This window comes from Myxococcus sp. AM010 (assembly GCF_013372585.1).
Classification (GTDB): Bacteria; Myxococcota; Myxococcia; order Myxococcales; family Myxococcaceae; genus Myxococcus; species Myxococcus vastator.
This window is the reverse complement of sequence record NZ_JABXEO010000055.1, coordinates 1-24,487: the sequence shown is the minus strand read 5'-3', so window position 1 is coordinate 24,487 and position 24,487 is coordinate 1. Positions and strand designations below refer to the sequence as shown.

General features: G+C 69.5%; 17 protein-coding genes. 6 read left to right on the top strand and 11 right to left on the bottom strand.

Annotated elements, in window-relative coordinates; genetic code table 11:
• Positions 1-81 precede the first annotated feature (81 nt).
• Together HV826_RS23385 and HV826_RS23380 are read left to right on the top strand one after the other, a co-directional pair.
• Entirely contained in the window at positions 82-900 is an 819-nt protein-coding gene (locus HV826_RS23385) for a dolichyl-phosphate beta-glucosyltransferase (RefSeq protein WP_176419226.1), read from the top strand.
• Positions 901-988: 88 nt separating this feature from the next.
• Complete coding sequence (locus tag HV826_RS23380) at positions 989-4,768, top strand: FAD-dependent oxidoreductase (protein ID WP_176419225.1); 3,780 nt, start codon at positions 989-991, stop codon at positions 4,766-4,768.
• Between the two features lie 22 nt (positions 4,769-4,790).
• On the opposite strand, the gene HV826_RS23375 is transcribed toward HV826_RS23380, so the two are convergent.
• Positions 4,791-5,456, bottom strand: coding sequence for a hypothetical protein (locus HV826_RS23375; protein WP_176419224.1), 666 nt, complete (start codon positions 5,454-5,456; stop codon positions 4,791-4,793).
• A 189-nt stretch (positions 5,457-5,645) separates the two neighbouring features.
• On the opposite strand from HV826_RS23375, the gene HV826_RS23370 reads away from it, so the two are divergent.
• Together HV826_RS23370 and cyaY are read left to right on the top strand one after the other, a co-directional pair.
• Positions 5,646-6,143 (top strand): histidine phosphatase family protein, encoded by a 498-nt coding sequence (locus tag HV826_RS23370; protein ID WP_176419223.1) that lies wholly within the window; start codon positions 5,646-5,648, stop codon positions 6,141-6,143.
• Between the two features lie 13 nt (positions 6,144-6,156).
• Positions 6,157-6,489 (top strand): iron donor protein CyaY, encoded by a 333-nt coding sequence (cyaY, locus tag HV826_RS23365; RefSeq protein WP_176419222.1) that lies wholly within the window; start codon positions 6,157-6,159, stop codon positions 6,487-6,489.
• Here the strand turns inward: cyaY and HV826_RS23360 are convergent.
• From HV826_RS23360 to secA, 6 genes are all read right to left on the bottom strand, one after another.
• Positions 6,477-8,210 (bottom strand): diguanylate cyclase, encoded by a 1,734-nt coding sequence (locus HV826_RS23360; protein WP_176419221.1) that lies wholly within the window; start codon positions 8,208-8,210, stop codon positions 6,477-6,479. The genes cyaY and HV826_RS23360 overlap by 13 nt on opposite strands.
• Positions 8,207-8,764: a ribosome recycling factor gene (gene frr / locus HV826_RS23355; RefSeq protein ID WP_176419220.1), complete on the bottom strand. Its 558-nt coding sequence runs from the start codon at positions 8,762-8,764 to the stop codon at positions 8,207-8,209. The genes HV826_RS23360 and frr overlap by 4 nt, the downstream gene beginning before the upstream one ends.
• A gap of 38 nt (positions 8,765-8,802) precedes the next feature.
• Positions 8,803-9,555: a UMP kinase gene (gene pyrH, locus HV826_RS23350; protein WP_176419219.1), complete on the bottom strand. Its 753-nt coding sequence runs from the start codon at positions 9,553-9,555 to the stop codon at positions 8,803-8,805.
• Between the two features lie 218 nt (positions 9,556-9,773).
• Positions 9,774-10,427, bottom strand: a complete 654-nt coding sequence (tsf, locus tag HV826_RS23345) for a translation elongation factor Ts (RefSeq protein ID WP_176419218.1) — start codon at positions 10,425-10,427, stop codon at positions 9,774-9,776.
• Positions 10,428-10,585: 158 nt separating this feature from the next.
• Positions 10,586-11,584 carry a 30S ribosomal protein S2 gene (gene rpsB / locus HV826_RS23340; RefSeq protein WP_176419217.1) on the bottom strand — a complete coding sequence of 333 codons (999 nt, stop codon included), beginning with the start codon at positions 11,582-11,584 and terminating at the stop codon, positions 10,586-10,588.
• Positions 11,585-11,962: 378 nt separating this feature from the next.
• A complete protein-coding gene (secA, locus tag HV826_RS23335) occupies positions 11,963-14,785 on the bottom strand; it encodes a preprotein translocase subunit SecA (RefSeq protein ID WP_176419216.1) in 2,823 nt (940 codons plus the stop codon).
• Positions 14,786-15,135: 350 nt separating this feature from the next.
• Here secA and rlmM point away from each other — a divergent pair, with 350 nt between their 5' ends.
• Both rlmM and HV826_RS23325 read left to right on the top strand, forming a co-directional pair.
• Complete coding sequence (rlmM, locus tag HV826_RS23330; protein WP_176419215.1) at positions 15,136-16,158, top strand: 23S rRNA (cytidine(2498)-2'-O)-methyltransferase RlmM; 1,023 nt, start codon at positions 15,136-15,138, stop codon at positions 16,156-16,158.
• Positions 16,159-16,200: 42 nt separating this feature from the next.
• Positions 16,201-16,905 (top strand): diguanylate cyclase, encoded by a 705-nt coding sequence (locus HV826_RS23325; RefSeq protein ID WP_176419214.1) that lies wholly within the window; start codon positions 16,201-16,203, stop codon positions 16,903-16,905.
• A 115-nt stretch (positions 16,906-17,020) separates the two neighbouring features.
• Here HV826_RS23325 and HV826_RS37875 read toward each other — a convergent pair whose 3' ends face one another.
• The 4 genes from HV826_RS37875 to HV826_RS23305 form a co-directional block, all read right to left on the bottom strand.
• Positions 17,021-17,938 (bottom strand): M23 family metallopeptidase, encoded by a 918-nt coding sequence (locus HV826_RS37875; protein ID WP_176410345.1) that lies wholly within the window; start codon positions 17,936-17,938, stop codon positions 17,021-17,023.
• 219 nt (positions 17,939-18,157) lie between these two features.
• A complete protein-coding gene (locus HV826_RS23315; RefSeq protein ID WP_176419213.1) occupies positions 18,158-18,955 on the bottom strand; it encodes a Stp1/IreP family PP2C-type Ser/Thr phosphatase in 798 nt (265 codons plus the stop codon).
• Between the two features lie 60 nt (positions 18,956-19,015).
• The gene (recN, locus tag HV826_RS23310; RefSeq protein WP_176419212.1) at positions 19,016-20,752 is read right to left on the bottom strand and encodes a DNA repair protein RecN; all 1,737 of its coding nucleotides are present in this window, start codon (positions 20,750-20,752) and stop codon (positions 19,016-19,018) included.
• A 120-nt stretch (positions 20,753-20,872) separates the two neighbouring features.
• Entirely contained in the window at positions 20,873-24,124 is a 3,252-nt protein-coding gene (locus HV826_RS23305; RefSeq protein WP_176419255.1) for a DEAD/DEAH box helicase, read from the bottom strand.
• Between the last annotated feature and the right edge of the window lie 363 nt (positions 24,125-24,487).

Genomic DNA, 24,487 nt, shown 5'->3' with positions numbered 1-24,487 from the left:
GTGTGAGCTGGTGCGTGCGAGGCGGGGATATGCCGCCCCCCTGCATTGACGGCTCATCCGCACCTGTGCTCAATCGAACGCGTGCATGGGCCCTCCGTCAGCGTCGTCATCCCCGCTTACAACGAGGGCCAGCGGCTGCCTCGCTTCGTCGCGGAGCTCACGCGCGTGTTCCTGGAGCGGAGCGCCCCGCCGGTGGAGTTCGTCGTCGTCGACGATGGCAGCGCGCCCGAGCACGCCGAACGCCAGCGCGCCAGCGTAGAGGCGGCCCAGGCCCACCTCGCCAGCACGGGGGCACGGCACCAGTTCACCTACGTGGCGGCGCCTCGCAACCAGGGAAAGGGCTCGGCCATCCGGCTCGGCTGGCGTCACGCGTCAGCGGGCGTCACGTGGCTGGCCTTCCTGGACGCGGATGGCGCCATCAACGCCGAGGAGTTCCACCGGCTGGTGGCGCTGAGCGCCTCGGAGATGGCGCGGAACGTGGACGTCCTGGCCGGCTCGCGCATCCTCATGGCCGGACGCCGCGTCGTGCGCAGCCTCCACCGGCACCTACAGGGTCGCGTCTTCGCCACGCTCACGGATGCGAACTTCAAGCTCCACTTCTACGACACCCAGTGCGGGGTGAAGTTCATCCGCGCGGACCTGCTGCGGCCACTCCTGGACGTACTCCAGGAGCAGCGCTGGCTGCTGGACGTGGAGCTGCTGGTGCTGCTGAAGCGCCAGGGCGCGCGCTTCCTGGAGGTCCCCATCGACTGGGAGGACTTCGGGGGTTCCAAGGTCATCCCGGGGCTCGACGCGGCGCGCATGTTCTGGGGACTGCTGCAGCTGCGTCAGCGCCTGGAGCGTGTGTCCCTGCCTACCCACCGGGACGCGTTGCCCGAAGGCGAGCCTCACGTACAGTGACAAGCCCGCTTGATTTCCGGACGGCACCCCGCGAAATAGGTCCCGCCTGGAAGCTGTTTCCCCAGGTTCCTCCCACACTGTTCGTGACATGCGCGCCTTGACTGACCTGCCCTCCGACCCCACCCCTCCTCTGACCCTGGGCCTGCCGGGCTTTGTCTTCGAGGACCTGTATCGCCCCGCTGGGCTGCGCCGGCTGGCGGAGCGCTTCGACGCGCAGCTCGCCGAGGCTGAGCCCGAGCTCTTCCAGGCCTTCGCCGCGTACCGCGAGTCCGGCGGCAAGAGCGTCAGCGGCGCCGCGGAGTCGGACCTGCTCGTCCGCGTGTCGCGCCACGTGTCGCGCTTCGTCTCGCGCCTCTTCCGCGTGGAGCAGGAGCTGGAGCGCCTGTCCGGCCGCCTCAAGGGCGAGCTGCCGCTCTTCGACTTCAAGCGCGAGTTCATCACCCGCCGCGTCTTCAAGAAGGGCGCCGCGGACCGCCCGGCGCTGGCGGAGTTCCCCTCGCTGGACGCGCGCATGCGGCTGATGCTCCAGCTGGGCTTCCCGGAGGCGCTGGCCACCGGGGACCTGGAGCGGGGCCTGGCGGAGTCCGTCCTCTCGCTGATGGACCTGGAGCGCCTGTTCTCCAACGCGCTGCCCGCCGAGCGGCAGGGGGAGGCGGAGGCCCTGCGCGCCCGCTGGTCCGCGCTGCGTGAGGTGCTGCTGTCCACGCCCGAGGGCCAGGACGCCTTCGGCTCCAGCCTCGTCACGCAGGGCGATGACGCCGCGGAGCTCCAGTCGGTGCGCGCGCTGCTGTCGCTGGCGGACCGCTGGACGTACGCGCGGGCGCTCCACCCGGAGACGAAGGACCTCTTCCACGCCTGGCCCACCCACCGGATTCCCAAGCCGCTGGTGTTCGACCAGCTCGTCCACCTCCAGCGTCCGGACAACGCGCTGCCCGAGGCCACCGAGGGCCTGGAGCACCACCTGCGCCACCGCGACGGGTTCAAGCTCACCGACCGCCGGGGCACCTCGCGCGACGTGATGAACGAGGTGGACTACTGCGTGCTCTGCCACGAGCGGCAGAAGGACTCGTGCACCAAGGGCTTCCCCGCCAAGGACCCGGTGGCCGAGGGACACCACTACAAGAAGAACCCGCTGGGCATCCCCCTCAACGGGTGCCCGCTCGACGAGCGCATCTCCGAGGCACACCTGCTCAAGCGGGAAGGCAACTCCGTGGCCGCGCTGGCCATGGTGACGCTCGACAACCCGATGTGCCCCGGCACCGGTCACCGCATCTGCAATGACTGCATGAAGGCCTGCATCTTCCAGAAGCAGGAGCCGGTGAACATCCCCCTGGCGGAGACGGCCACGCTCACGGACGTGCTGAACCTGCCGTGGGGCTTCGAAATCTACGGCCTGCTCACGCGGTGGAACCCGCTCAACGTCCGCCGCCCGTACGCGCTGCCCTACGTGGGCCGCAACGTGCTGGTGGTGGGCCTGGGCCCCGCCGGCTACACGCTGTCGCACTACCTGCTCAACGAGGGCTTCGGCGTCACGGGGATTGACGGCCTCAAGATTGAGCCCTTCCCCGACGCGCTCGTGGGCCGCAACGGCCACGCGCTCCGGCCCATCCGTGACTGGTCCGCGCTCACCACCGAGCTGGATGAGCGCATCCTGGAGGGCTTCGGCGGCGTGTCCGAGTACGGAATCACCGTGCGCTGGGACAAGAACTTCCTCACGCTCATCCACCTCACGCTGGCGCGCCGGGAGAGCTTCCGCATCCACGGCGGCGTGCGCTTCGGTGGCACCCTCACGGTGGAGGACGCGTGGGCGCTGGGCTTCGACCACATCGCCATCGCCGCTGGCGCGGGCCGCCCGACCATCATCGGGATGAAGAACAACCTCATCCGGGGCATCCGCAAGGCCAGTGACTTCCTGATGGCGCTCCAGCTCAGCGGCGCGTTCAAGAAGGACTCGCTGGCGAACCTCCAGGTGCAGCTGCCCGCCATCGTCATCGGCGGCGGCCTCACCGGCGTCGACACCGCCACGGAGCTGATGGCGTACTACCCGGTGCAGGTGGAGAAGGCGCTCGCCCGCCACGAGAAGCTGGTGTCCCAGGTGGGCGAGGAGGCCGTGCTGGCCCGCCTCGACGCGGACGAGCGCGTCACCTACCAGACGTTCCTGGAGCACGGCCGCGCCGTGCGCGAGGAGCGCCAGAAGGCGGAGGCCCTGGGCCGCGACCCGGACTTCATCAAGCTGGTGCGCGCGTGGGGCGGCGTCAGCCTCGTCTACCGCCGCGGCCTCACCGAGTCCCCCGCCTACCGCCTCAACCATGAGGAGGTGTCGAAGGCGCTGGAGGAAGGCATCCGCTTCATCGAGCGCATGAGCCCGGTGGAGGCCCTGCCGGACGCCTCCGGCGCGGTGCGCGCGCTGCGCTTCGAGCGCATGGTGACGGTGGACGGCAAGCTCAAGGGCAGCGGCCAGTTCTTCGAGCTGCCCGCGCGCACGGTGTGCGTCGCCGCCGGCACGTCCCCCAACGTCACTTACGAAAAGGAATACCCGGGCACCTTCCAGCTCGACGCGCGCGGCGAGTACTTCCAGAGCCACGAGCTGGTGGATGCGCAGGACGGCTTCTCGCTGGCGCCCGTGAAGGCGAAGGAGGACCCGGCGGCGAAGACGGGCTTCTTCACGTCGTACCAGCAGGACGGCCGCTTCATCTCCTTCTACGGCGACAACCACCCGACCTACGCGGGCAACGTGGTGAAGGCCATGGCCAGCGCGAAGGACGGGCACCCGCAGGTGGCGCGGCTGTACGCGAAGGAAGTGGCCGCGCTCGACTTCACCGACGAGGGGGCCCAGGCCGCGCGTGACGCGCGCCGCGCCGAGCACTTCGCGAAGCTGGACGAGGCATTCACCGCCACCGTGGTGGCCGTCAACCGGCTGACGCCGACCATCGTCGAGGTGGTGGTGCGCGCGCCCTTCGCGGCCAGCCACTTCTCCCCCGGCCAGTTCTACCGGCTGCAGAACTTCGAGCGGAACGCGCCCGTGGTGGACGGCGTGCGCCTCACCATGGAGGGCCTGGCCCTCACCGGCGCCTGGGTGGACAAGGAGAAGGGGCTGATGGGCACCATCGTGCTGGAGATGGGCTCGTCCTCGCGCCTGTGCGCCGCGCTCAAGCCCGGTGAGCCCGTGGTGCTGATGGGCCCCACCGGCGCGCCCACGGAGATTGGCCACGACGAGACGGTGGTGCTCGTGGGCGGCGGCCTGGGCAACGCGGTGCTCTTCTCCATCGCCCGCTCGCTCAAGGCGGCCGGCTGCCGCGTCGTGTACTTCGCCGGCTACCGGCAGAAGTCGGACTCCTTCAAGCACGACGAAATCGAGGCCGGCACGGACCAGATTGTGTGGTCCGTGGACACCGGGGACACGATTGCGCCGCGCCGGCCGCAGGACTCGACGTTCCGGGGCAACGTGGTGCAGGCGATGGTGGCCTACGCGGAGGGCAAGCTGGGCCCCGCGCCCGTCGTCCCCCTGGCGGACGTGGACCGCATCATCGCCATTGGCTCGGATGGAATGATGCGCGCGGTGGCCGAGGCCCGGCACGGCGTCCTCCAGCCGCACCTCAAGCCGGGGCATGAGGCCATCGGCTCCATCAACTCGCCGATGCAGTGCATGATGAAGGAGATCTGCGCCCAGTGCCTCCAGCGGCACGTGGACCCGGTGACGGGCAAGGAGACGTGGGTGTTCTCCTGCTACAACCAGGACCAGCGGCTGGACCAGGTGGACTTCGTCAACCTCCGGCAGCGCCTGCGCGGCAACACCGTCATGGAGAAGGTCGCCGACGTCTACCTGGCGCAGCTCTTCAAGCAGGCCCCGCACCTCAAGCGCGTCTGAGGCAAGCGGGCCGTGCCCGTCTTCACCGGCGCGTGCCGGTGAAGACGCGAATCATCTCCTGATAGTTCTGGATGAGGTCTTCCTCGCGCGTCAGGACGACGTCGACGTTCGCATCGCCATGCGCTCTGCGGGCGTCGGCCAGCGTCTGGAAGGCCTCCACCTGGGCGCGCATCGACGCCACCTGGGGCGCCATGCCCTGCTGCTGCTCGGGCGGCAGCTTCGCCTGGAGCGCCTCCAGCTTCTTCAGCTCCTCTTCGTACTGGAGCGTGCGCCCCAGCTGCCGCTGGCTGATGACGGCGGTGACGACCTCGGCGATGCCGTTGACGTCCGCCTCGGAGAGCTGGGCCTCGCGGCGCGCCTCGGCCTCCGCCTTGGCCTTGGCCTCCACCACCTTCAGGCCCTCGCGCGCGGCGGCCATGGCCTCCGGGGTACCGGCGTCCACCAGCGCCCCCAGGTTCTGCAGGCCCTTCATCAGCGAGCCGTACACCTCCAGCATGCGCCGCTGGTAGCCCACGTACGCGTCCAGCTTCTCCTTCGTCACCGGGTAGGGGCCGGCCTCCACGACACTGTCGGCGGCGCTGGGAGCCTGCTCGTCCACCACCCCGGCGGGCGACCCGGAGGCGTCCTCGGGTTTCTTGCAGGCCGAGAAGGCCACGAGCACCCACAGTCCCCACAGCAGCTTGCGCACGCGCGTTCCTCCAGACGAGACATGTCAGCCCCTCATGTATGCTCCTGCAACCTGGGCGGTGAGAGGCGTCCCGCCTCTGTCTGTCACGGTGGGGTTGTTCCGGCCACTGAACAATCGCCGCATTACCTTTGACCAACCCCGCCGCGCTCGTGTACGAACCGCGGTTCTGTCGAAAGCGGTGGAGGGAATTTGAGGCTTTTCCTGGTTAGGCACGCGGACGCGGACGCGGAGATCCCCGAGGGTCTCGGTGACGAGGCACGCGCCCTCACCGCGAAGTCTCGCGCCAGCACCGCCCAGCATTTCGCCTCGCTGACCGAGCGCATTGGTCCCGTGGGGCGCATCCTGACCAGCCCGCTGGTTCGCACGGTGCAGACAGCGCAGATCCTCTCCATCTCCGCCAGGTTCGAGGGCCCGCTGAAGGTGCATCGCTGCCTGCTGCCCGACATGCCCGTGGGCGCGGTGGAGCCGGTGCTCACCGAGTACGCCGACGAGAACCTCGTCCTCGTGGGTCACCAGCCGTCCATGGGCGCCCTGGCGGCCCATCTGCTCGGCATGCAGTCCTTCCCCAAGCCCGTCAACCCGGGCACCGTCATCGGCCTGGAGCGCGCGGAGGGGGAATCTTCACCGTCGTTCAAGTTCCTGTTCTACGCCGCCCCGGGTCAGCAGGTGCTCGACATCATCCAGTGAGGCCGTCGCGGCCATGATGGACGAAGCTCGCTACAACCAGTTGGTCTCCGCCGCGTTCAAGCGCATCCTCGGCGCGGCGGATGCCATCGACCCCGACATCCTGGAAGCCGACAGCACCGGCGACATGGTGACGCTCACCGCGGCCTCGCGGGAGAAGTGCATCGTCAACACCCAGCGCGCCGTTCGGCAGGTCTGGGTGGCGGGCCGGGGTCAGGGCATCCACTTCGACTACGACGCGGCCACCGGCACCTGGAAGGACGACAAGGGCCGAGGCCTGGAGTTGATGTCGTTCGTCGCGGACGTTGTCCGCGGCATCGCCGGCGCGGACTTCGTCTACCCCGGCTGAGTCCTTCCGCTCGCGGCTTCCACCCAATCCCCACCCGCGGCCTGAGCGCGGCGCAGGGCTTCACCGGCCTCCTTGAGGAGGCTGCCGAAGCTGACCTGAGTCAGCGCGCCCGCCACGGGTCCACGACCCGGCGGGGGCTCGGAGACAGCGACGCCCACGGAGGCGCTGGCGCCCTCGAAGGCCGTCAGGGACTTGATGAGCTCGCGCAGACGCTGCCCCACCACCAGCGCGCCGGAGCGCGGCGTGTGCGGCAGGAAGACGACGAAGCGGCTGTCCGCGAAGGGCACGGCGACGTCGATATCGCGCACGCCCGACACGAGCAGGCCCAGGGCCTCGGCGAGCGCGAGCTTCCGCGCGGCGGGGGCCAGGGGCGCCGCTTTCTCCGCGAACTTGTCGATGTCCACCAACAGCACGGCGATGGGGTAGCGGTAGCGCCGGCTGCGCTTCACCTCCATCAACATCAGCCGCTTGAGGAACTCGAAGTCCGGAGAGGCGCCGATCGCCGCCAGGTCGGACCGGCTGATGCGGCTGCCGCCCGGAACAGGCGTGGGCGCCAGCGCGGGGAAGGCGCCGGAGTGCCGGGCCCCCACCGAGGGAGGCGGAGCACTGGCCGCTGGCGTCGCGGTGGAGGCGTCAGGCACGCGCGTGGATGCGGCGCCAGAGTCCGCGGGATTCGTCGCCGAGGCAGCCGCGGCCTCGGGCGGTGATGCCGGCGCGGACGACGCCGGTCGCTCGTCCCCCGCTGGAGCGACCGCGTCCGCGGACCGCGGCGCTGAACCCGTCGTCGCTTCAGGCAGGCGCGTCGACTCGGGCGACGTCTCGGCACCGACTCCTGGCGCGGCGACGGCCTCCGTGGCCACGGGCCTGTCCTCGGACGCCTGCCCGGCGTCACCCGGCTCGTCGTCCGCGGGCTCCGCGTGGAGCAGCGGTAGGTCGTCTTCCTCGACAGCCTGCGACTCCGCAGCGGCCGAAGCAGGCGCCGCGCCCACATCCGGGGCCGTGCTGCCCGCCCCGGAGGACGGCGACGTGATGGGCTCTTCGTCCAGCTCGGGTGGCAGTGACGCGGTCTCCGCGCCGCGACCCTCGGGCAACGGAGCATCCGCCTCGGGCGGAGGTGACACCACCAGCGCCTGCGCGCTCTCGGCTTCCAGGGCCTCCTCGGCGAGCGGCGGCGGAGGGGGCACGCCCCGCGCCTCCGCGCGCTCGACGGGCACCCCCACGTCGTCGAGCGGCGGCGGTGGCGGAACCATCCGCCCGCCCAACGCGCCCGGCAGCGGCGGAGGTCCGCCCTCGTGAGAGGCCCCAGCGGACGGAGGGGGCGGCGGCGGTGTGCCCACGAAAGCCACCCGCCGCAGCGCCTCCTCGCGCTGGACGAGCAGGGACACACACGTCAGCACCGTGGGGCGCTTCAGCGGCCCCACCAGGCACCCGTCCGCGCCCGCCTGGGCGGCACGCGTGTCCGCCTGCTCCTCCTCCGGCGGATACAGCAGCAACACCGGCGCGGCGAGGCCTTCGGCCCGCACACTCCTGCACAGCGCCTCACCGTCCAGGGCGCCCGTTCCGGACGCCAGCAGGACGGTGGGCGTGCGTTCCCGCACCGCGCGCAGCGCCTCGTCGACGCTGCCCACCCAGGACACTTCGTGACCGGCGGCCTCCAGGTAGCGGCGCAGAGCGCCCGCCACCGGTGCGGAGGGCTCGGCGAGGACAATGGAGGACCTCAAACCTCCATGACCTCCTTCTCCTTCTTCTTCACGATTTCATCCACCTGCGTGATGCCCGCGTCGGTCTGCTTCTGCACGACCTCGGTGACGCGCTTGTGGTCGTCCTCGGTGATCTTCTTGTCCTTCAACTGCGTCTTCAGCGCCTCGTTCGCGTCGCGGCGGAGGTTGCGGATGGCGACCTTGAACTCCTCGCCCTTGTTCTTCACCTGCTTGGCGATGTCCTTGCGGCGCTCCTCGGTGAGCGGCGGGAAGGGCAGGCGAATCATCTCGCCGTCGTTCATCGGGTTGATGCCCAGGTTCGCCTCGCGCAGCGCCTTCTCGATGTCCTTGAGGACGCTCTTCTCCCACGGCTTGATGGTGATGAGCCGGGGCTCGGGCGCGTTCACGCTGGCCACGCCTGACAGCGGCGTCGGCGTGCCGTAGTAGTCCACCCGGACGCCATCCAGGATGGCGATGCTGGCGCGGCCCGTGCGGACCTTCGTCAGGTCCGTGCGCAGGCCCTCGAGCGACTTGTCGATACGGCCCTTCAGTTCGGCGACGACGTCTCCACTCATTGCGTTCTCTCCTTGAGTGCTTGCCGGTGGGTCGGGGCTCAGGCCCAGACCGTCTCGTTGCCACCCACCAACGTACCAATGTCCCCGCCATCCAGCACCGCGCGGCGGATGTTGCCCCGCTGCGTCAGGTCGAACACGATGAGGGGCAGCTTGTTGTCCATGCACAGCGAGATGGCCGTGGAGTCCATGACGTTGAGATTCTGCTTCAACACGTCCATGTACGTCAGCGACCGGTAACGTCGCGCGGTGGCATCCTTCTTCGGGTCCGCGTTGTACACCCCGTCCACCTTGGTCGCCTTCAGGATGACCTGCGCGTTGATTTCCATGGCGCGCAGCGAGGCGGCGGTGTCGGTGGTGAAGTACGGGTTGCCGGTGCCCGCCGCGAAAATCACCACGCGGCCCTTCTCCAGGTGGCGCACCGCGCGCCGGCGGATGTACGGCTCCGCGATCTGCTCCATCTTGATGGCGGACAGCACGCGCGTGTGCAGGCCCTTCTTCTCCAGCGCGTCCTGCATGGCCATGGAGTTGATGCAGGTGGCCAGCATGCCCATGTAGTCAGCGCTGGCGCGGTCCATGCCCTCCGTGGCGCCCGCGACGCCGCGGAAGATGTTGCCGCCGCCAATCACCAGGGCGACCTCCACGCCGGCCTGCGCCACCTCGATGACTTCCTCGGCGATGCCCATCAGCGTGGGCGGATGGATGCCGTACTTCCCCTCCCCCATCAGGGCCTCGCCCGAGAGCTTGAGGAGAATGCGCTTATACGGGAGCGGCTTCTTCGTGTCGGAGGACATGCGCCACCGCTTCTATCCCCCGCTCCGCGAGGGATCAACGCTGGAGTCGGTGGGCCCGCCCGACATCGTCCGCTGGCGGTCGCACGGGGAGGGGCCAATCAGACCCGCAAAAAGCGAGGGCCGCGTCGCCCGGACGCCCCGTGTGGGGTGATTCCGGTGCGCGCGGCCCTTGTCAGCCCTGCGTCCAGGCTCGCGGCCCCATGGGGACCGCGGAGGCCTTACGCCTGGCCCAGCGTCTTGGCGACTTCGGCGGCGAGGTCGTCCTTCTTCTTCTCGATGCCCTCACCCACCTCGTAGCGGACGAAGCGGCGCACGGAGACCTTCTCGCCAATCTTCGCGGCGCGCTCGGAGATCATCTCGCCGACCTTCTTCTTGTCGTCCTTCACCCAGAGCTGGTCCACGAGGCACACGCCCTCGTAGTACTTCTCCATCTTCCCGACGAGGATCTTCTCCAGCATCGCCTCAGGCTTGCCCTGCTGCTTGAGGATTTCCCGCTGGATGTCCTTCTCCTTGTCCAGGTTGTCCGTGGGGACCTCTTCACGACGGACGAACTTGGGGCTGGCCGCGGCGACCTGCATGGCCACGTCCTTCACCAGCTCCTGGAAGTCGGGGTTGCGAGCGACGAAGTCCGTCTCGCAGTTCACCTCGACGATGACGCCGATGCGGCCACCGTGAACGTAGGTGCCGATGACGCCCTCGGCGGCAACGCGGCCTTCCTTGCCAGCGGCCTTGGCGATGCCCTTCTTGCGCAGCCACTCCTCGGCCTTGGTGAAGTCGCCACCGGACTCGGCGAGCGCCTTCTTGCAGTCCATCATGCCCGCGTTGGTCCGCTCGCGGAGCTCCTTCACCATCTGGGCGCTAACTTCGGCCATCGTCGTCTCCTGCCTCCGCCACTCCAGGGCGCACTGCGCCGGGCGAAGCATTGCAAGTTCAAGGGGATACTGCGGCACCAGGGAAACAGAGGCGGCCGGGGAGCTGGCCCGAACAGGCGCCACCCGGCCGCTTCGGCACTGACGTGAGGAAGGGACGGCTACTCGGCCGCCGTCTCGCTCGCGGGAGCAGCGGCCTCGGGGGCCGCAGCCTCGGGAGCAGCGGCCTCGGGGGCCGCGGCGACAGGGGCCGCGGTCCTCATCTCAACGAGGGGGCCACGACGGTCGCCACCACGGTCACCACCCCGGTGGTCGCGACGGTCGTCGCGACGGTCACCACGGCGCGGGCCACGGCGGTCGTCGCGGCGGTCACCACGGTCATGGCCCTCGCGCTCCTCCTGCTCGTCGCGCTCGGCGGCGCCCGAGGCGCGGTAACGCGCGGCGCCCTCGATGCAGGACTCGGCGATCTTGGAGGTGAAGAGCTTGATGGAGCGGATGGCGTCGTCGTTGCCCGGGATGACGAAGTCGATGCCATCCGGATCGCAGTTGGTGTCCACCAGGCCGATGACCGGGATGCCCAGGCGGCTCGCCTCGTGGATGGCGATGTGCTCCTTCTTCGGGTCGATGACGAAGACGCAGCGAGGCAGTTTCGACATCTCCTTCACGCCGCCCAGGTTCTTCTCCAGCTTCTCGCGCTCACGCTCGAGCAGGGCGACTTCCTTCTTGGGGAGGCGCTCGAAGGTGCCGTCCTCGGACATCTTCTCCAGCGTCTTCAGGCGGTCGATGCCCTGCTTGATGGTCTTGAAGTTGGTCAGCGTGCCACCCAGCCAGCGGCTGGTGACGAAGTACTGACCGGCGCGCGCGGCCTCCTCGCGGACCACGTCCTGCGCCTGCTTCTTGGTGCCGACGAAGAGCACCGAGCCACCGCGCGCGGTGATGTCCGCCACGAAGCGGAACGCCGAGCGGGCCATCACGACCGTCTTCTGCAGGTCGATGATGTAGATGCCGTTGCGGGCGCCGAAGATGAACGGCTTCATCTTCGGGTTCCAGCGCTTCGTCTGGTGGCCGAAGTGAACACCGGCCTCCAGGAGCTGCCTCATCGTGATGCCACCGGCGGCGGCCATCGCCTGCTGCTGCGTCTGCGTGTCCTGCGTTTCCATGTGTCTCTCCGGTTGTTCCGCCACGCTCGAGAAACCTTCCGGCCGAAACGACCACGGGGGAGTCCCTCTCCGAAGAGAGGCGCTCACCCACGGAAGCACCGGCGACCGGCACGAACGTGTGAGTAGTGGGTACTGCCTGGGGTGGACGTCCCCCCGACCCCATACCTTGGGGCGGGGGGTCCTTAACAGAACCCCTCCGGGCCGCGCAAGCTTCGCCGCACCGCCCGTCCGGGCAGGGACGGCACCCGCCGCGCCCCTGCCCTCCTCCCGTCCCAGCGAGGCCCTCTTGCCCCGCCAGGACAGCACCGGCGCGGTGCCTCCCCAGGGGGTGGCGCCGCGCCGGCGTCCTGCACGGTGACCTGTCAGACAGCCCGCGTCCTAGACGCTGGCCTCCGAGGCGCCGTGGCACTTCTTGTACTTCCGGCCGCTGCCGCAGGGGCAGGGGTCGTTGCGGCCCACCGCCGGCTTGCTGGCCCCCGCCGGGCGAGCCGCCGCGGCCACCGAGCCCTCATCCAGCTTGCCGTCCGCCGTGGCGCGCCCCGCCACCGCCTTCTGCTGCTGCTGCGCGAGCTGGCGCTGGATGCGGGCGGCCTCCTCCGCCGCGCTGGAGGCGGAGCGGGGCTGCACGTGCATGAGCTGGGTGACGAACTGCGCCTTGATGGCGGAGAGCATCTGGATGAAGCCCTGGTAGCCCTCCTTCTTGTACTCCTGCTTCGGGTCCTTCTGGCCGTAGCCGCGCAGGCCGATGCCCTGGCGCAGGTGGTCCATGGCCAGCAGGTGGTCCTTCCAGAGCCGGTCGATGGTCGCCAGGTAGTTGTACTGGAGGAAGCGCATGAAGTTCTCGCCGAACTCCTCGTCGCGCGCCTGGAAGATCTTCTCCGCCGCCTTGTAGATGTGCTCCTGGAGCTCCTCGCGGTTGCCCACGCCCTCGAAGTTCATCTCGAGGTTGAAGGTCTCCTTCACGCCCTGCTGGAGCGCGGCGATGTCCCAGCCCTCCACGCCGCGGGTGGGCGCGTAGGTGTCGGTGAGGGACACGATGACGTCCTCCATCGAGTCCAGAATCAGCTCGCGGAAGTCCGCCCAGCTGATGGTCCGCTCGGAGCGCGTCTTGATGCGCGTCTTCGGATCCTCCTCGTACTCCACCAGCGGCACGCCCGCGCCCGCGGCCAGCACCTGGCGGCGCAGCTTGTAGATGGTGCGGCGCTGCTGATTCATCACGTCGTCGTACTCGAGGAGGTTCTTGCGGATGTCGAAGTTGTGGCCTTCGACCCGCTTCTGGGCGCCCTCGATGGCACGTGACAGCCACACGTGCTCGATGACCTCGCCCTCCTCCATGCCCAGCCGCTCCATCAGGCCCTGGATGCGCTCGGACCCGAAGATGCGCATCAGGTCGTCCTCCAGCGACAGGAAGAAGCGGCTGCCACCCGGGTCACCCTGGCGGCCGGCGCGGCCACGCAGCTGGTTGTCCACGCGGCGCGACTCGTGGCGCTCGGTGCCGATGATGAAGAGGCCGCCGGCGCCGTGGACCTCCTCGCGCTCCTTCTTCGTCTGCTCCTCGAGCTTCGCCTGGGTGTCGGCGAGCTTCTGCTGCCACGCCGCGAGCTCCGCCTCGTAGGCCGTCAGGTCCAGCGGCTGCCCGTCCGGGGCCGACGTGGGCGGCTCGGGCGGCGGGCCCATGGACGACTTGGCCAGGACCTCCGCGTTGCCGCCCAGGAGGATGTCCGTCCCGCGGCCGGCCATGTTGGTGGAGATGGTGACGGCGCCCTTGCGGCCGGCCTGCGCGACGATGTCCGCCTCGCGCTGGTGCTGCTTGGCGTTGAGGACGTTGTGGGGGATTCCGCGCTTCTTGAGGAAGCTGGCCACCACCTCGCTCTTGGCGATGGACACCGTGCCCACGAGCACCGGCTGCCCCGCCTTGTGCAGCTCCTCGATTTCCGCCGCCACCGCCTCGAACTTCTCGCGCTCCGTCTTGTACACCACGTCCTGCAGATCCTTGCGGATGGGCGGACGGTTGGTGGGGATGACGCGCACGTCGAGGTTGTAGATTTTGGCGAACTCCTCCGCCTCCGTGTCCGCCGTGCCCGTCATGCCGGCCAGCTTGGAGTACATGCGGAAGTAGTTCTGGAAGGAGACCGTCGCGAGCGTCTGGTTCTCGTTCTCGATCTTCACGCCTTCCTTGGCCTCGATGGCCTGGTGAAGGCCGTCGGACCAGCGGCGTCCCGGCATCTGGCGGCCGGTGAACTCGTCGACGATGACGACCTCGCCGTCCTTCACCACGTAGTCCTTGTCGCGCTTGTAGAGCGTGTGCGCGCGCAGGGCCTGGTCCACGTGGTGCAGCATCTCGATTTCGCCCGGGTCGTAGAGGTTGCCCACGCCCAGCCGCTTCTGGAGCTTCTCGATGCCGTCGTCCGTGAGGGACACGGAGCGGTGCTTCTCGTCCAGGGTGTAGTCCTGGTCCGGCACCAACCCGGGGATGACCTGGTCCACCCGGTAGTACTTGTCGGTGCTGTCCTCGGTGGGGCCGGAGATGATGAGCGGCGTGCGGGCCTCGTCGATGAGGATGGAGTCCACCTCGTCGACGATGGCGAAGTTCAGCTCGCGCTGGACGTAGTCCTGCAGGCGGAACTTCATGTTGTCGCGCAGGTAGTCGAAGCCGAACTCGTTGTTCTGCCCGTAGGTGATGTCCGAGCGGTACGACTCCTGCCGCTGCTTGTCGTTCAGCTCGTGCAGCACGCAGCCCGTCGTCATGCCCAGGAAGCGGTACACGCGGCCCATCCACTCCGCGTCGCGGCGGGCCAGGTAGTCGTTCACCGTGACGACGTGCACGCCCCGGCCGGACAGCGCGTTGAGGTAGGTGGGCAGCGTCGCCGTCAGCGTCTTGCCTTCACCGGTGCGCATCTCCGCGATGCAGCCCTCGTGGAGGAACATGCCGCCAATGAGCTGCACGTCGTAGTGACGCTGGCCGATGACGCGGCGCGCCGCCTCGCGGGTGATGGCAAAGGCCTCGAAGAGCAGGTCGTCCAGCGAACGGCCGTTCTGGATCTCCTGCCGCATGCGGTTCGTCTCGGAGACGAAGTCCTCGTCCTTGAGGGCCCGCATGCGGGTTTCCAGCTCATTGACCCGGGCGACCTTCGCGTGAGCCTTCTTGAGCTCACGCTCGTTCTTGGTCCCAATCAGTTTCTTCAGCGTCCATTCGATCATTCGGTCGGCTCTCTCGCCGGAGAATCCTCGAAGGACGGCGGCGAGTGAAGGGAAATCCCTGGAGGTGTAAGGGAGAAACGTATGGAAACCACGTGCGTCCGCCGAAACTTCCACTCGGCAGGCCGCCCACCACGCAGCGGCTCAGAGTAAAGCGGAACCCGGCCCACGCAATGTCCCCCACACGAAATCAACGCCGAGGCCCCTCCCGGCCTTCACGACGACCTCCCTCCCGCCACCCGGGGCGCCCCGGACCGCCGGCCAACCGCCAGGGCCCTGCCCCTGGGGGCAAGCCCCCTGCACGCACCGCGCCGCCCGCGCCCAGAGTCCCGCCCAGGGCCAAGGTCCCCGCCATGCCCGCCCGGACGCTGGCCGCCCGGCCCGGGCGCTGGCTGTGGACCTGCCGCGCGGGTTTCGAGGCCCACCTCTTCGAGGAGCTGGAGTGGGCCGGCGCCGAGCCCCGCCTGCTGGGCGAGGCCCTGGTGGAGAGTGACGCCGTCTCTGGCCCTCCGCCCGCCTTCGCGCGCGCGGGCTATCAGGTGGCCGCCACCTTGACGGCCACCAGCCCCGAAGCCATCGCTGAAGCCGCGGCCCGGGTCGTGCTGGCGCTTCCCGGGCGGGCGCCCTGGGCGGTGCAGGCCTTCACGCCCGACACCCCACGAGGCAACGCCCTGGCGGCCGTAGCCGAAGCCCTGGAATCCGCCGTGTCCGCCAGGCTGCCGCCAGGGCGGCGTGTGGAGGACGCCCAGCGGGCGCGGGAGGCCGGGGCCCTGCTGGTTTCCCTGTGCGTGGCGCCGGACGACGTGACGGTGGTGGGCGCCGTGCACGCGCGCGAGGCCGTGTCCCTGGCGGCGGGAGGGCGCAGGCGCATGCGGCGGGCTGGAGACGCGCCGTCACGCGCGGCCATGAAGCTGGAGGAGGCCCTGGACGGGCTGGCCTTCGAGCCCGGGCGCGGCGACGTGTGCGTGGACCTGGGCGCGGCGCCGGGCGGCTGGACGCAGCGGCTGGTGAGCCGCGGCGCGAAGGTGGTGGCGGTGGACCCCGCCCGGCTGATGCCGGAGCTGACGGGGAACCCGCGCGTCAAGCACGTCCAGGAGAGCGCCTTCGCCTATGCGCCCGACGAGCCGGCGGACTGGCTCTTCTGCGACATGGCCTGGCGCCCCCTGGAAGTGGCGCAGCTGCTGGCCAAGTGGGGCCGCCGCGGCTGGGCGCAGCACCTGGTGGCCAACATCAAGCTGCCCATGAAGGACAAGAACCCCCTCCTGCTGCGGGTGCGCCACACGCTCGTCCAGGAGGGCGGCTGGGAGGGGCTCACCGTTCGCCAGCTCTACCATGACCGGGATGAGGTCACCGTCACCGCGCACAAGATGAAGTGAGGCCCTGCGCCCCGGCGGTGGACGCGCTACACAAGGAGCGCAATGCCCTACCCGCTCGACGACGCCACGGCCACCGCCCTCATCGCCCTCCATCCCTGGGTGCTCACCCGCAGCCCCCAGGCCCCGGTGCAGGCCGCCGTGGAGGTGCTCGTCCAGGCGGAGCAGGCCCGGCGCGGCCAGCCGGACGCGAAGACGGGCGCGCTCCAGGTGCCAGCGCTCACCCAGGGCAACCTCCTCAAGGAGGAGTACGACGTGTCCACCCACGGCCACCATGACGGGTGGCGCGTGGGCGCCGTCATCGCGGACGTGCAGGGGATGATCAACGTCAACGCCCGCTTCGGCTTCCCCACCGGGGACGCCGTCCTGCGCGCCACCGTGGAGTCCCTCTCCGCGCAGTACCCCGGCGCGAAGGTGGTGCGCATCCACGCGGACGCCTTCGCCGCCCTGCTCGTGCCGACGTCGCAGCTCACCGTGGAGGAGCACCTCGCCGCCCCCACGCGTGAACGGCTGGCGCGGGACGTGCGCCGGGTGCTGCCTCAGGGAACGCCCGACGCGGACGTGCCCTCGTGGACGGTGAGCCTGCTGGAGCTGACGGTGGACGCGCCTTCACACTGGCAGGTGCTGGGACCGCTGCTGTGGGCGGAATTGGAGCGAACCCACGTCATGGAGCGCACCGGCCGCGCGCGGGGACTTCAGCGCAGGCGTATCCGGCTGGATGGCTCCATCCCAGGCCCCGCGACGCTCTGACGCCGTGAGACAGCGCCTGCGCGCCCGGAGCCCCTCGGGCTTCCACGGGAGCGCGTCCCTTCCGTCCGGAGCGAGGCGCCTCGACGAAGCGCCGAGGCGTCATCCTCCGCGCTGACTACTCCTCAAGGATGAACTTGCGCGGGTTCTGCCCGATGCCGTTGACGCGGACCTCGTAGTGGAGGTGCGGGCCGGTGGAGCGGCCGGTGTTGCCGACGGCGGCGATGTGCATGCCGCGCTTCACCTTGTCGCCGGCCTTCACCAGCATCTTCGACAGGTGGCCGTAGCGCGTCTTGATGCCGTACCCATGGTCGATGACGAGCACGTTGCCGTAGCCGCCCTCCAGGCCCGCGAACACCACCGTGCCGTCCGACGGCGCGAAGACCTCCTTGCCGTGCGGCGCCGCGATGTCCATGCCGCCGTGCATGACACGGTCCGCGGTGTACGGGTCCAGGCGCGAGCCGAAATCGCTCGTCACCCAGCCGCGCGCGGGCCAGATGGACGGCGTGGAGGCCAGCAGCGACTTCTGGTCCTGGAAGTAGGCCTGCAGCTCCTGGAGGCTCTGCTCCTGGCGGGTGGCCTCCGCGCTCAGCCGGTCCAACCGGCCCATCAGCGCCTTGGGCGTCTCCGTGGAGGTCAGCTGCGTGAACTGCGTGTCTGTGGCCGGCGCGGACGTGCCCGCCTCGGGCTCCGTGGGGCCCATGGCCAGGTTGCGCTGCGGATCGGACAGCAGCGTCACCGCGCGCAGCTTCTGGTCGAAGCGCTCCACCCGGTCCAACGTGGAGCCGATGTGCTCGATGCGCTCACGCACCGACTTGAGCTGCGAGCGCAGCGTCAGGTTCTCTTCACGAAGGATGCGGTTCTCGGAGGCGTCCGCGGCCACCTGGAAGTAGTGCACGCTCGCACCCACGCCCAGTCCCACCACGAGCATCAGTCCCATCCCCACCTGGGTGAAGAAGGACCGCTGAATGGTGTACCGCTTGACCGGAGCGTCATGGTCCGGAATCACCATCAGTGTGAAGGACTTTTTCGCCACGGGACAGCTCCCCTGCTTGCGTGGGACTACTGGCGCAGCAAGCTAAGTCGCTTGCTCGCGCGCAACACCTCCCCCCGCCGCCTACCCCTCCCGCTTCGTCGCCCACCGGCATTTCGACTCGGCTGGAAACGTTGGGGCAGCTACCACTCAGATTCCAAGAGTGTCAAGGTCAACAGACCCGCAGGGAGGTCTGTCGGCCACGTCCAGACTCTGGGTGCGTCAGGCCTCCACCCGCACGACGATGACGGTGATGTTGTCGTCGCCGCCACGCTCGTTGGCGAAGTCGACGAGGCGCGCGGGGACTTCATCGAAGGTCCGCGCCTTCACCACCGTCTCATGAATCTCCCGGTCCTCCATCATGTTCGCGAGGCCATCCGAACAGAGGAGGAAGACGTCGCCGGGCTCTGACACCAGCCCCATGACGTCCACCTGCACCTCCTCCTCGAAGCCGACGGAGCGGGTGATGATGTTCTTGTAGCGGGAGTGCTTCGCCTCTTCCGGGGTAATCATCCCCGCCTTGATCTGCTCGTTGACCAGCGAGTGGTCCTCGGAGATCTGCTGGATGAGGTCGCCGCGGATGAGGTACGCGCGGCTGTCACCTACATGGGCGAAGAAGACGTGCTCGTCGCGCACCACCAGGGAGATGACGGTGGTGCCCATGCCGGACAGCCGCGCGTCTTCCTGCGCGGCCGTGAAGATGGCCAGACAGGCCCGCTCCACGGCGGTGCGCAGCGCCTCCGGAATCGGAGAGTCCTGGAGGTTCGGGACGGAAAGGAAGGGGTTGTCCTTGCCTTCCCGCGCCCGGCGCATCTCCTTGTCGATGGTCTCCACCGCGATGCGGGACGCAGTACCGCCGCCCGCATGGCCGCCCATACCGTCGGCCACGACGTAGAGCTGGAGCTCATCATCAATGAGGAAGCTGTCCTCGTTGTGATTACGTTTACGCCCGACATCCGTCAGGCCGGCGGAGATTATTTTCAAGCGGGAGGCCGCGGTCTGCCCTGCGGTGCTGGACACACCCGGGATGCTATGTGAGGCCCAAGGATGGGGCAAGGACGCGGATGCACCTGACGCACTTCACGCAGTGCGTCGGAGCCGCCCCCGGGGGGCCCCCTCCGGTCCGGACTCCCTGCGGGCCCGGGTCCCCAGCGCCCTGTTGGCCGAACGCACCAGGGCCTCCGCCGCTCCCAGGGCCTCACGCGTCACCTCCACGCCCGACATCATCCGTGCCAGCTCCCGGGTCCGCTCCGCCCCTGCCTCCAGCACCACCACCTCCGAGACAGTGCGCTCGCCCTTGAGGCCCTTGCGGATGAGCAGGTGCGCATCCGCATAGGCGGCCACCTGCGGCAGGTGGGTGATGCAGAGCACCTGACGGTGACTGCTCACGTCCTTGATCATCCGCCCCACCACGTCCGCGATGGCGCCACTGACGCCCGCGTCCGCTTCGTCCAGGATGTAGCACCCGCCCCCGTCGCTGTCGGCCAGGGCCTTCTTGAGCGCCAGCAGCAGTCGGCTCGCCTCACCGCCAGAGGCCACCTTCGCCAGCGCGCGCGGCGGCTCGCCGGGGTTCGCGCTGAAGAAGAACTCCACGTCGTCCGCGCCGTCCGGGCGCAGCGACTCCGACGGCGTCACCCGCACCTCGAAGGCCGCCTTGCCCATGGCCAGCTGCCCCAGGCCCTCACGCACCTGCGCGGCGAACGTCACCGCGCTGGCCGTGCGCGCCCGTGTCAGCGCCGCGGCGGCCTTCCGGGCCCGCTCCTCCACCTTGCGGCGGTCGGCGGCCAGCTCCTCCAGGATTTCCTTCCGGTTCTCCAGCGTGCCCAGCTCCACCTCGAGCTCGCCCTGCTTCTTCAGCAGGCCCTCCAGGTGCGTGCCGTGCTTGCGGCACAGGCGCTTGAGCGCGTCCAGCCGCTCCTCCACGTCCGCCAGCCGCGAGGGGTCCAACTCCAGCCCCTCCACGTAGCGGTTGAGCCGGCGCTGTGCCTCCTCCAGCTCCGACAGCGCGGCGCTCAGCGCCTGCGCCACCGGCGCCAGCGTGTCGTCACACTTCACGGCTTCGTGCACCAGCCCCAGCGCGCGGCCCACCGTCTCCACGGCGGACTGCTCCTCGCCGGACACCAGCAGCTCCGCTTCCGCGGCGTGGCGCTTGAGCTTCTCCGCGCCGCCCAGCCGCTTGCGCTCCGCGTCCAGCCGCGCGTCCTCGCCGGCCTCCGGGTCCAGCCGCGTGATTTCGTCGAGCTGGAAGCGCAGGAACTCGGCGCGCTCGCGCACCTTCGCCTCGTCTCCGCCCAGCGCCTCCATGCGCGCGTCCACCTCACGCAGGCCGGTGTACTCCCGGAAGTAGGCCGCCAACCCCTCCTCCAGGTTGCCGTACCTGTCCAGCAGCACCCGGTGCAGGCCCGAATCAAAGAGGCTGACGTGCTCGTGCTGGCCGGCGATGTCCACCGCCCCGCGCGTGAGCTTGCCCAGCACGCCCACTGTCACCAGTGAGCCGTTGACGTAGGCCTTGCCACGCCCGGTGCGTCCCAGCACCCGGCGCACCAGCACCTCATCCCCCAGGTCCGGCAGCCCCAGGTCCTCCAGCCGGGCCTCCAACGCGGGAGTCCGCGCGAAGACGCCCTCCACGGACGCCTCCTCACAGCCGGCGCGAATGACATCCGCGTCGGCGCGCCCCCCGAGCAAAAGGCCCAGTGCATCCACGAGGATGGACTTGCCCGCGCCTGTCTCACCCGTGAGGACGGTGAGGCCGGCGCCGAACGCCACCTCCACCTCCTCGATCACCGCTACGTTCGAAATCCGCAGACCCAGCAGCACGCGCGCCCTCCAATGTCCGTACGACGGCTCTGGTACCTGAACACCCTAGCAGGTTCGACTGACACTGCACAGGCGTTCGGGTTGAGCGCACGGATGGCGGGCCCCCAAGCTCGCAAGTCCTTAGATTTCCGTGAAGAGCTCCTGGATGTCCTGCTCCGTGAGCGTCCGGCCCAGCTCGTCGGTGTCTCCGCCGAGCACGCCAGCGGCCAGCTCCCGCTTGCGGCGCTGGAGGGCGAGGATCTTCTCCTCCACGGTGCCGCGGGTGATCAGCTTGTAGCTGATGACGGCGCGCGTCTGGCCGATGCGGTGCGTCCGGTCCGTGGCCTGGTCCTCCACGGCGGGGTTCCACCACGGGTCGAAGTGGATGACGTAGTCGGCCGCGGTGAGGTTCAAGCCGGTGCCGCCCGCCTTGAGGGAGATGAAGAAGAGCGGCGGACCGTCCGGGTTGTTGTACTCGTCCACCTTGCCCATGCGGTCCTTGGTGCGACCGTCCAGGTAGAGGTAGCGCAGGCCCTTCTTGTCCGCCTCCTGCTTCAGCAGCTCCAGCATCTCCGTGAACTGGCTGAAGACGAGCGCGCGGTGGCCTTCCGCCACCAGGTCCTCCACCAACTGGAGGAAGCGCTCCACCTTCGCGCTGGGCGGCATCAGGGTGCCGGGCGGCATCTTGAGCAGGCGCGGATCGCAGCACACCTGCCGCAGGCGCATCAGCGCGGCCAGGATGGACACGCGGCTGCGCTTGAAGCCCACCTTCTCGATGCTCTCATGCACCTTGCGGCGGCTCTCATCCAGCACCTCGCGATAGAGCGCGGCCTGACCGGGCTCCATCTCGCACCAGGCGACGCTCTCTGTCTTCGGCGGCAGGTCCTTGGCCACCTCCGTCTTCAGGCGACGCAGGATGAAGGGCTGGATGCGGCGGCGCAGCCGGTCCCTCGCGATGTTGTCGTTGGCCACCTGGATGGGCTGCTCGTAGCGGTCCCCGAAGCCATCCGCGCTGCCGAGGAAGCCCGGCATCAGGAAGTCGAAGATGCTCCAGAGCTCCGACAGGCGGTTCTCCAGGGGCGTACCGGTGAGCGCCAGACGCGTCTCGCTGGGGAGCGCCTTGCACGCCTGCGCGGTGGCGCTGCCCGCGTTCTTGATGTTCTGCGCCTCGTCCAGAATGATGTAGCGGAAGCCCACCTGGGACAGCTGGTCCAGATCACGGCGGACCAGCGCGTAGGACGTGAGGACCAGGTCCATGTCCTTCAGGTCCTCGGCCCGCTCCTTGCGGTCCTGACCGTGCCACACCATCGTCTTGAGGCCCGGCGTGAAGCGCTCGGCCTCGCGCTCCCAGTTGGCCAGCACGCTGGTGGGCGCCACCACGAGCGACGGCTTGCGCCCCTCGTCGTTGGCCACCTTCTGCATCAGGCTGAGCGACTGGATGGTTTTTCCCAGACCCATGTCGTCCGCGAGGATGCCGGACAGGCCGTGGCGGCGCAGGAACCAGAGCCAGGACAGGCCCGCCTCCTGGTAGTGGCGCAGCGTGGCCTGGAGCCCATCGGGCACGGACACCTTCGGCACGCCGGCCGTCTCGCGCAGCTCCAGCATCGCCTGGCGCGCCTTGGCCTCCACCTCGGTGAACTCCCCCAGGTCCGCAAGCAGGTCCAACGCGACGGCCTGGTGCAGCGGCAGCCGCGTGCGCGAGCGGCCCGGCAGCGCGCCGGCCTCCTCGAGCAGGTCCGCCACGCGCTTGATTTCGACGGGGTCCGCCTCCGCGAAGCTCCCATCCTTCAGGGGGACGAAGCGGCGGCCGGAGTCCAGCCACATGCGCACCGCGCCCAGGTCCACGGCCTGGTCGTCGGTGACGAACTCCGCATCCAGGTCGAACCATTGCACGCCGCTCATGCCCACGCGGATGCGCGGCTTGAGATTGGGACGCAGGCGCACCTTGGGGGCCTGCACGCCAAAGCGCTCCCAGTCCTCGGGGAGCGAGGCCAGGCCCCGAGCCCAGAACTCCAGCGCGGTGTCGCCCGTGGCGTCGAAGACCTGCGCCTGCGGCTCGAAGCGCAGGCCCAGATCCAACAGCAGCTTCCCCGCGCCGCGCTCCAGCTCCTCGCGACGCCGGTACAGCTTGCGGCTGTCCCCGCCCACGCCGCTGGCGTAGCCCAGGTGCGTGGCCGTGGGGGACACCGGCACCGTCGTGTGGCCGTACTTCGCGGCCAGCTGCACCTTCACGCGCTCGGGGCTGCCCTCCAACGTGAGCATGAAGCGAGGCTCCACGCTCTCGTCCACGTCGATGTCGTCCGCCTTCAGCGCCATGCGGAAGCGCGGCAGGTGCGCGGCGAAGAAGGTCAGCACCCGATCCAGCTGCCCCGAGGGGAAGGACATGCTGGGCTCGAGCAGCCACTTGCGCAGCAGCCGCGGCGGGAAGTCCGGCTCCACCGGGTGCAGGTTCTGCGCCTGGATGACCCAGGTGCGCCGGCCCGACAGGAGGATGACGTCCTTGAGCGCGTAGCTCGCGTTGTCCGGGAAGAGCAGCTCGATGCGCGCGGTGGCGCCGTCCGGGCGGGACTCCAGATGAATCTGGGGCCGCACCGGCACCTCGGTGTTGATGAGCGCCGTGCCACGGTAGATGACGCGGCGGTGGCGCAAGAGCTCCAGCGCCTCGCTCAGCTCCTCGTCGGACAGGACCAGGCGCGAGTCATAGCGGTGCTCGTGGCGCGACAGCAGCATGAAGACGCGCTCGTCCGCGGGGGAGATGCGGCCCCCCGTCTGCAACAGGCGCTTGACGTGGATGGGGCCCTTCGTCTGCGCGTCCTGCCGGCGCACGTCGACGATCCACTGCCGCGTGCTGCCGTTCCCCGTGCTGGCGGCCGTGAGGCGGTAGAAGAATTCGTAGTCGGGCTGAGAAGACAGACCGAGCCAGCTCTCCACCTTGGCCAGGGCCGGGAGGCTGACCGGGTCGCCGCCCGACTGCATCGGCTCCACATGGGGCTCGTCATCGACGACGGCCTCCTTCGGCTCGGGAGCGGCGGCGACAGGCTCCGCCGGGCGAGGTGCGGGCGGTCCGGGCGGACGGAAGCGCGCGGCGTAGATGAGTGCCGCGGCCACCACGTGCTTGCAGTGGGGGCCTTCGACATTCCACGACGGGCAGGTACAGGTCGACGTGGCTCGGCCGTTACCCAGATGCAGGGCCGTCTGATACCGCTCGCCGGACGAACCGGCGACCTGGGCGCTGATGCGGTCCCCTTCACGATTGAGGCCGAAGACGCGGCGCGACTCCGCCACCTCTCGCCCCTGCTTGAAGGTCGCGGGTTGAACTTCGGCCTTCAGGGCACGGAGCCACTGGGTGTCCTGAGGCGGGAGGATCTCTCGAATATCGGCGGTGGATTGCACGGCTGGCACAGGCCCCAGGCTCCAAATCGCCGGGGAACCCGTTGAACTACCACAGCAACGAGGCTCCCGGTCGCGGGAAAAATCAATGCGTCCGCCAGCAGAGTCCGCCGCTGGCATCAAGCTGTGAGAGCATCAACCCCCGCCATGGCCCGGACCGTCCGCTTTCGCGCCTCCGAAACTCGCCCGCTCTTCGGGGAAGCGTCCGGCGCGCCGAGCCGACGCGCCGCCCCTCCCCCCAGAGGCGGGCCTCCCACCTGGGAGGCCATTTCGCGCGGGAACTGCTCCCGGCGGGCAGGGGTTCGTCGCCATGGAGACAGAGCAGGCGGCCGTCCGAGCCACCCGCCTCCCGGTCCTCCCCTTCCC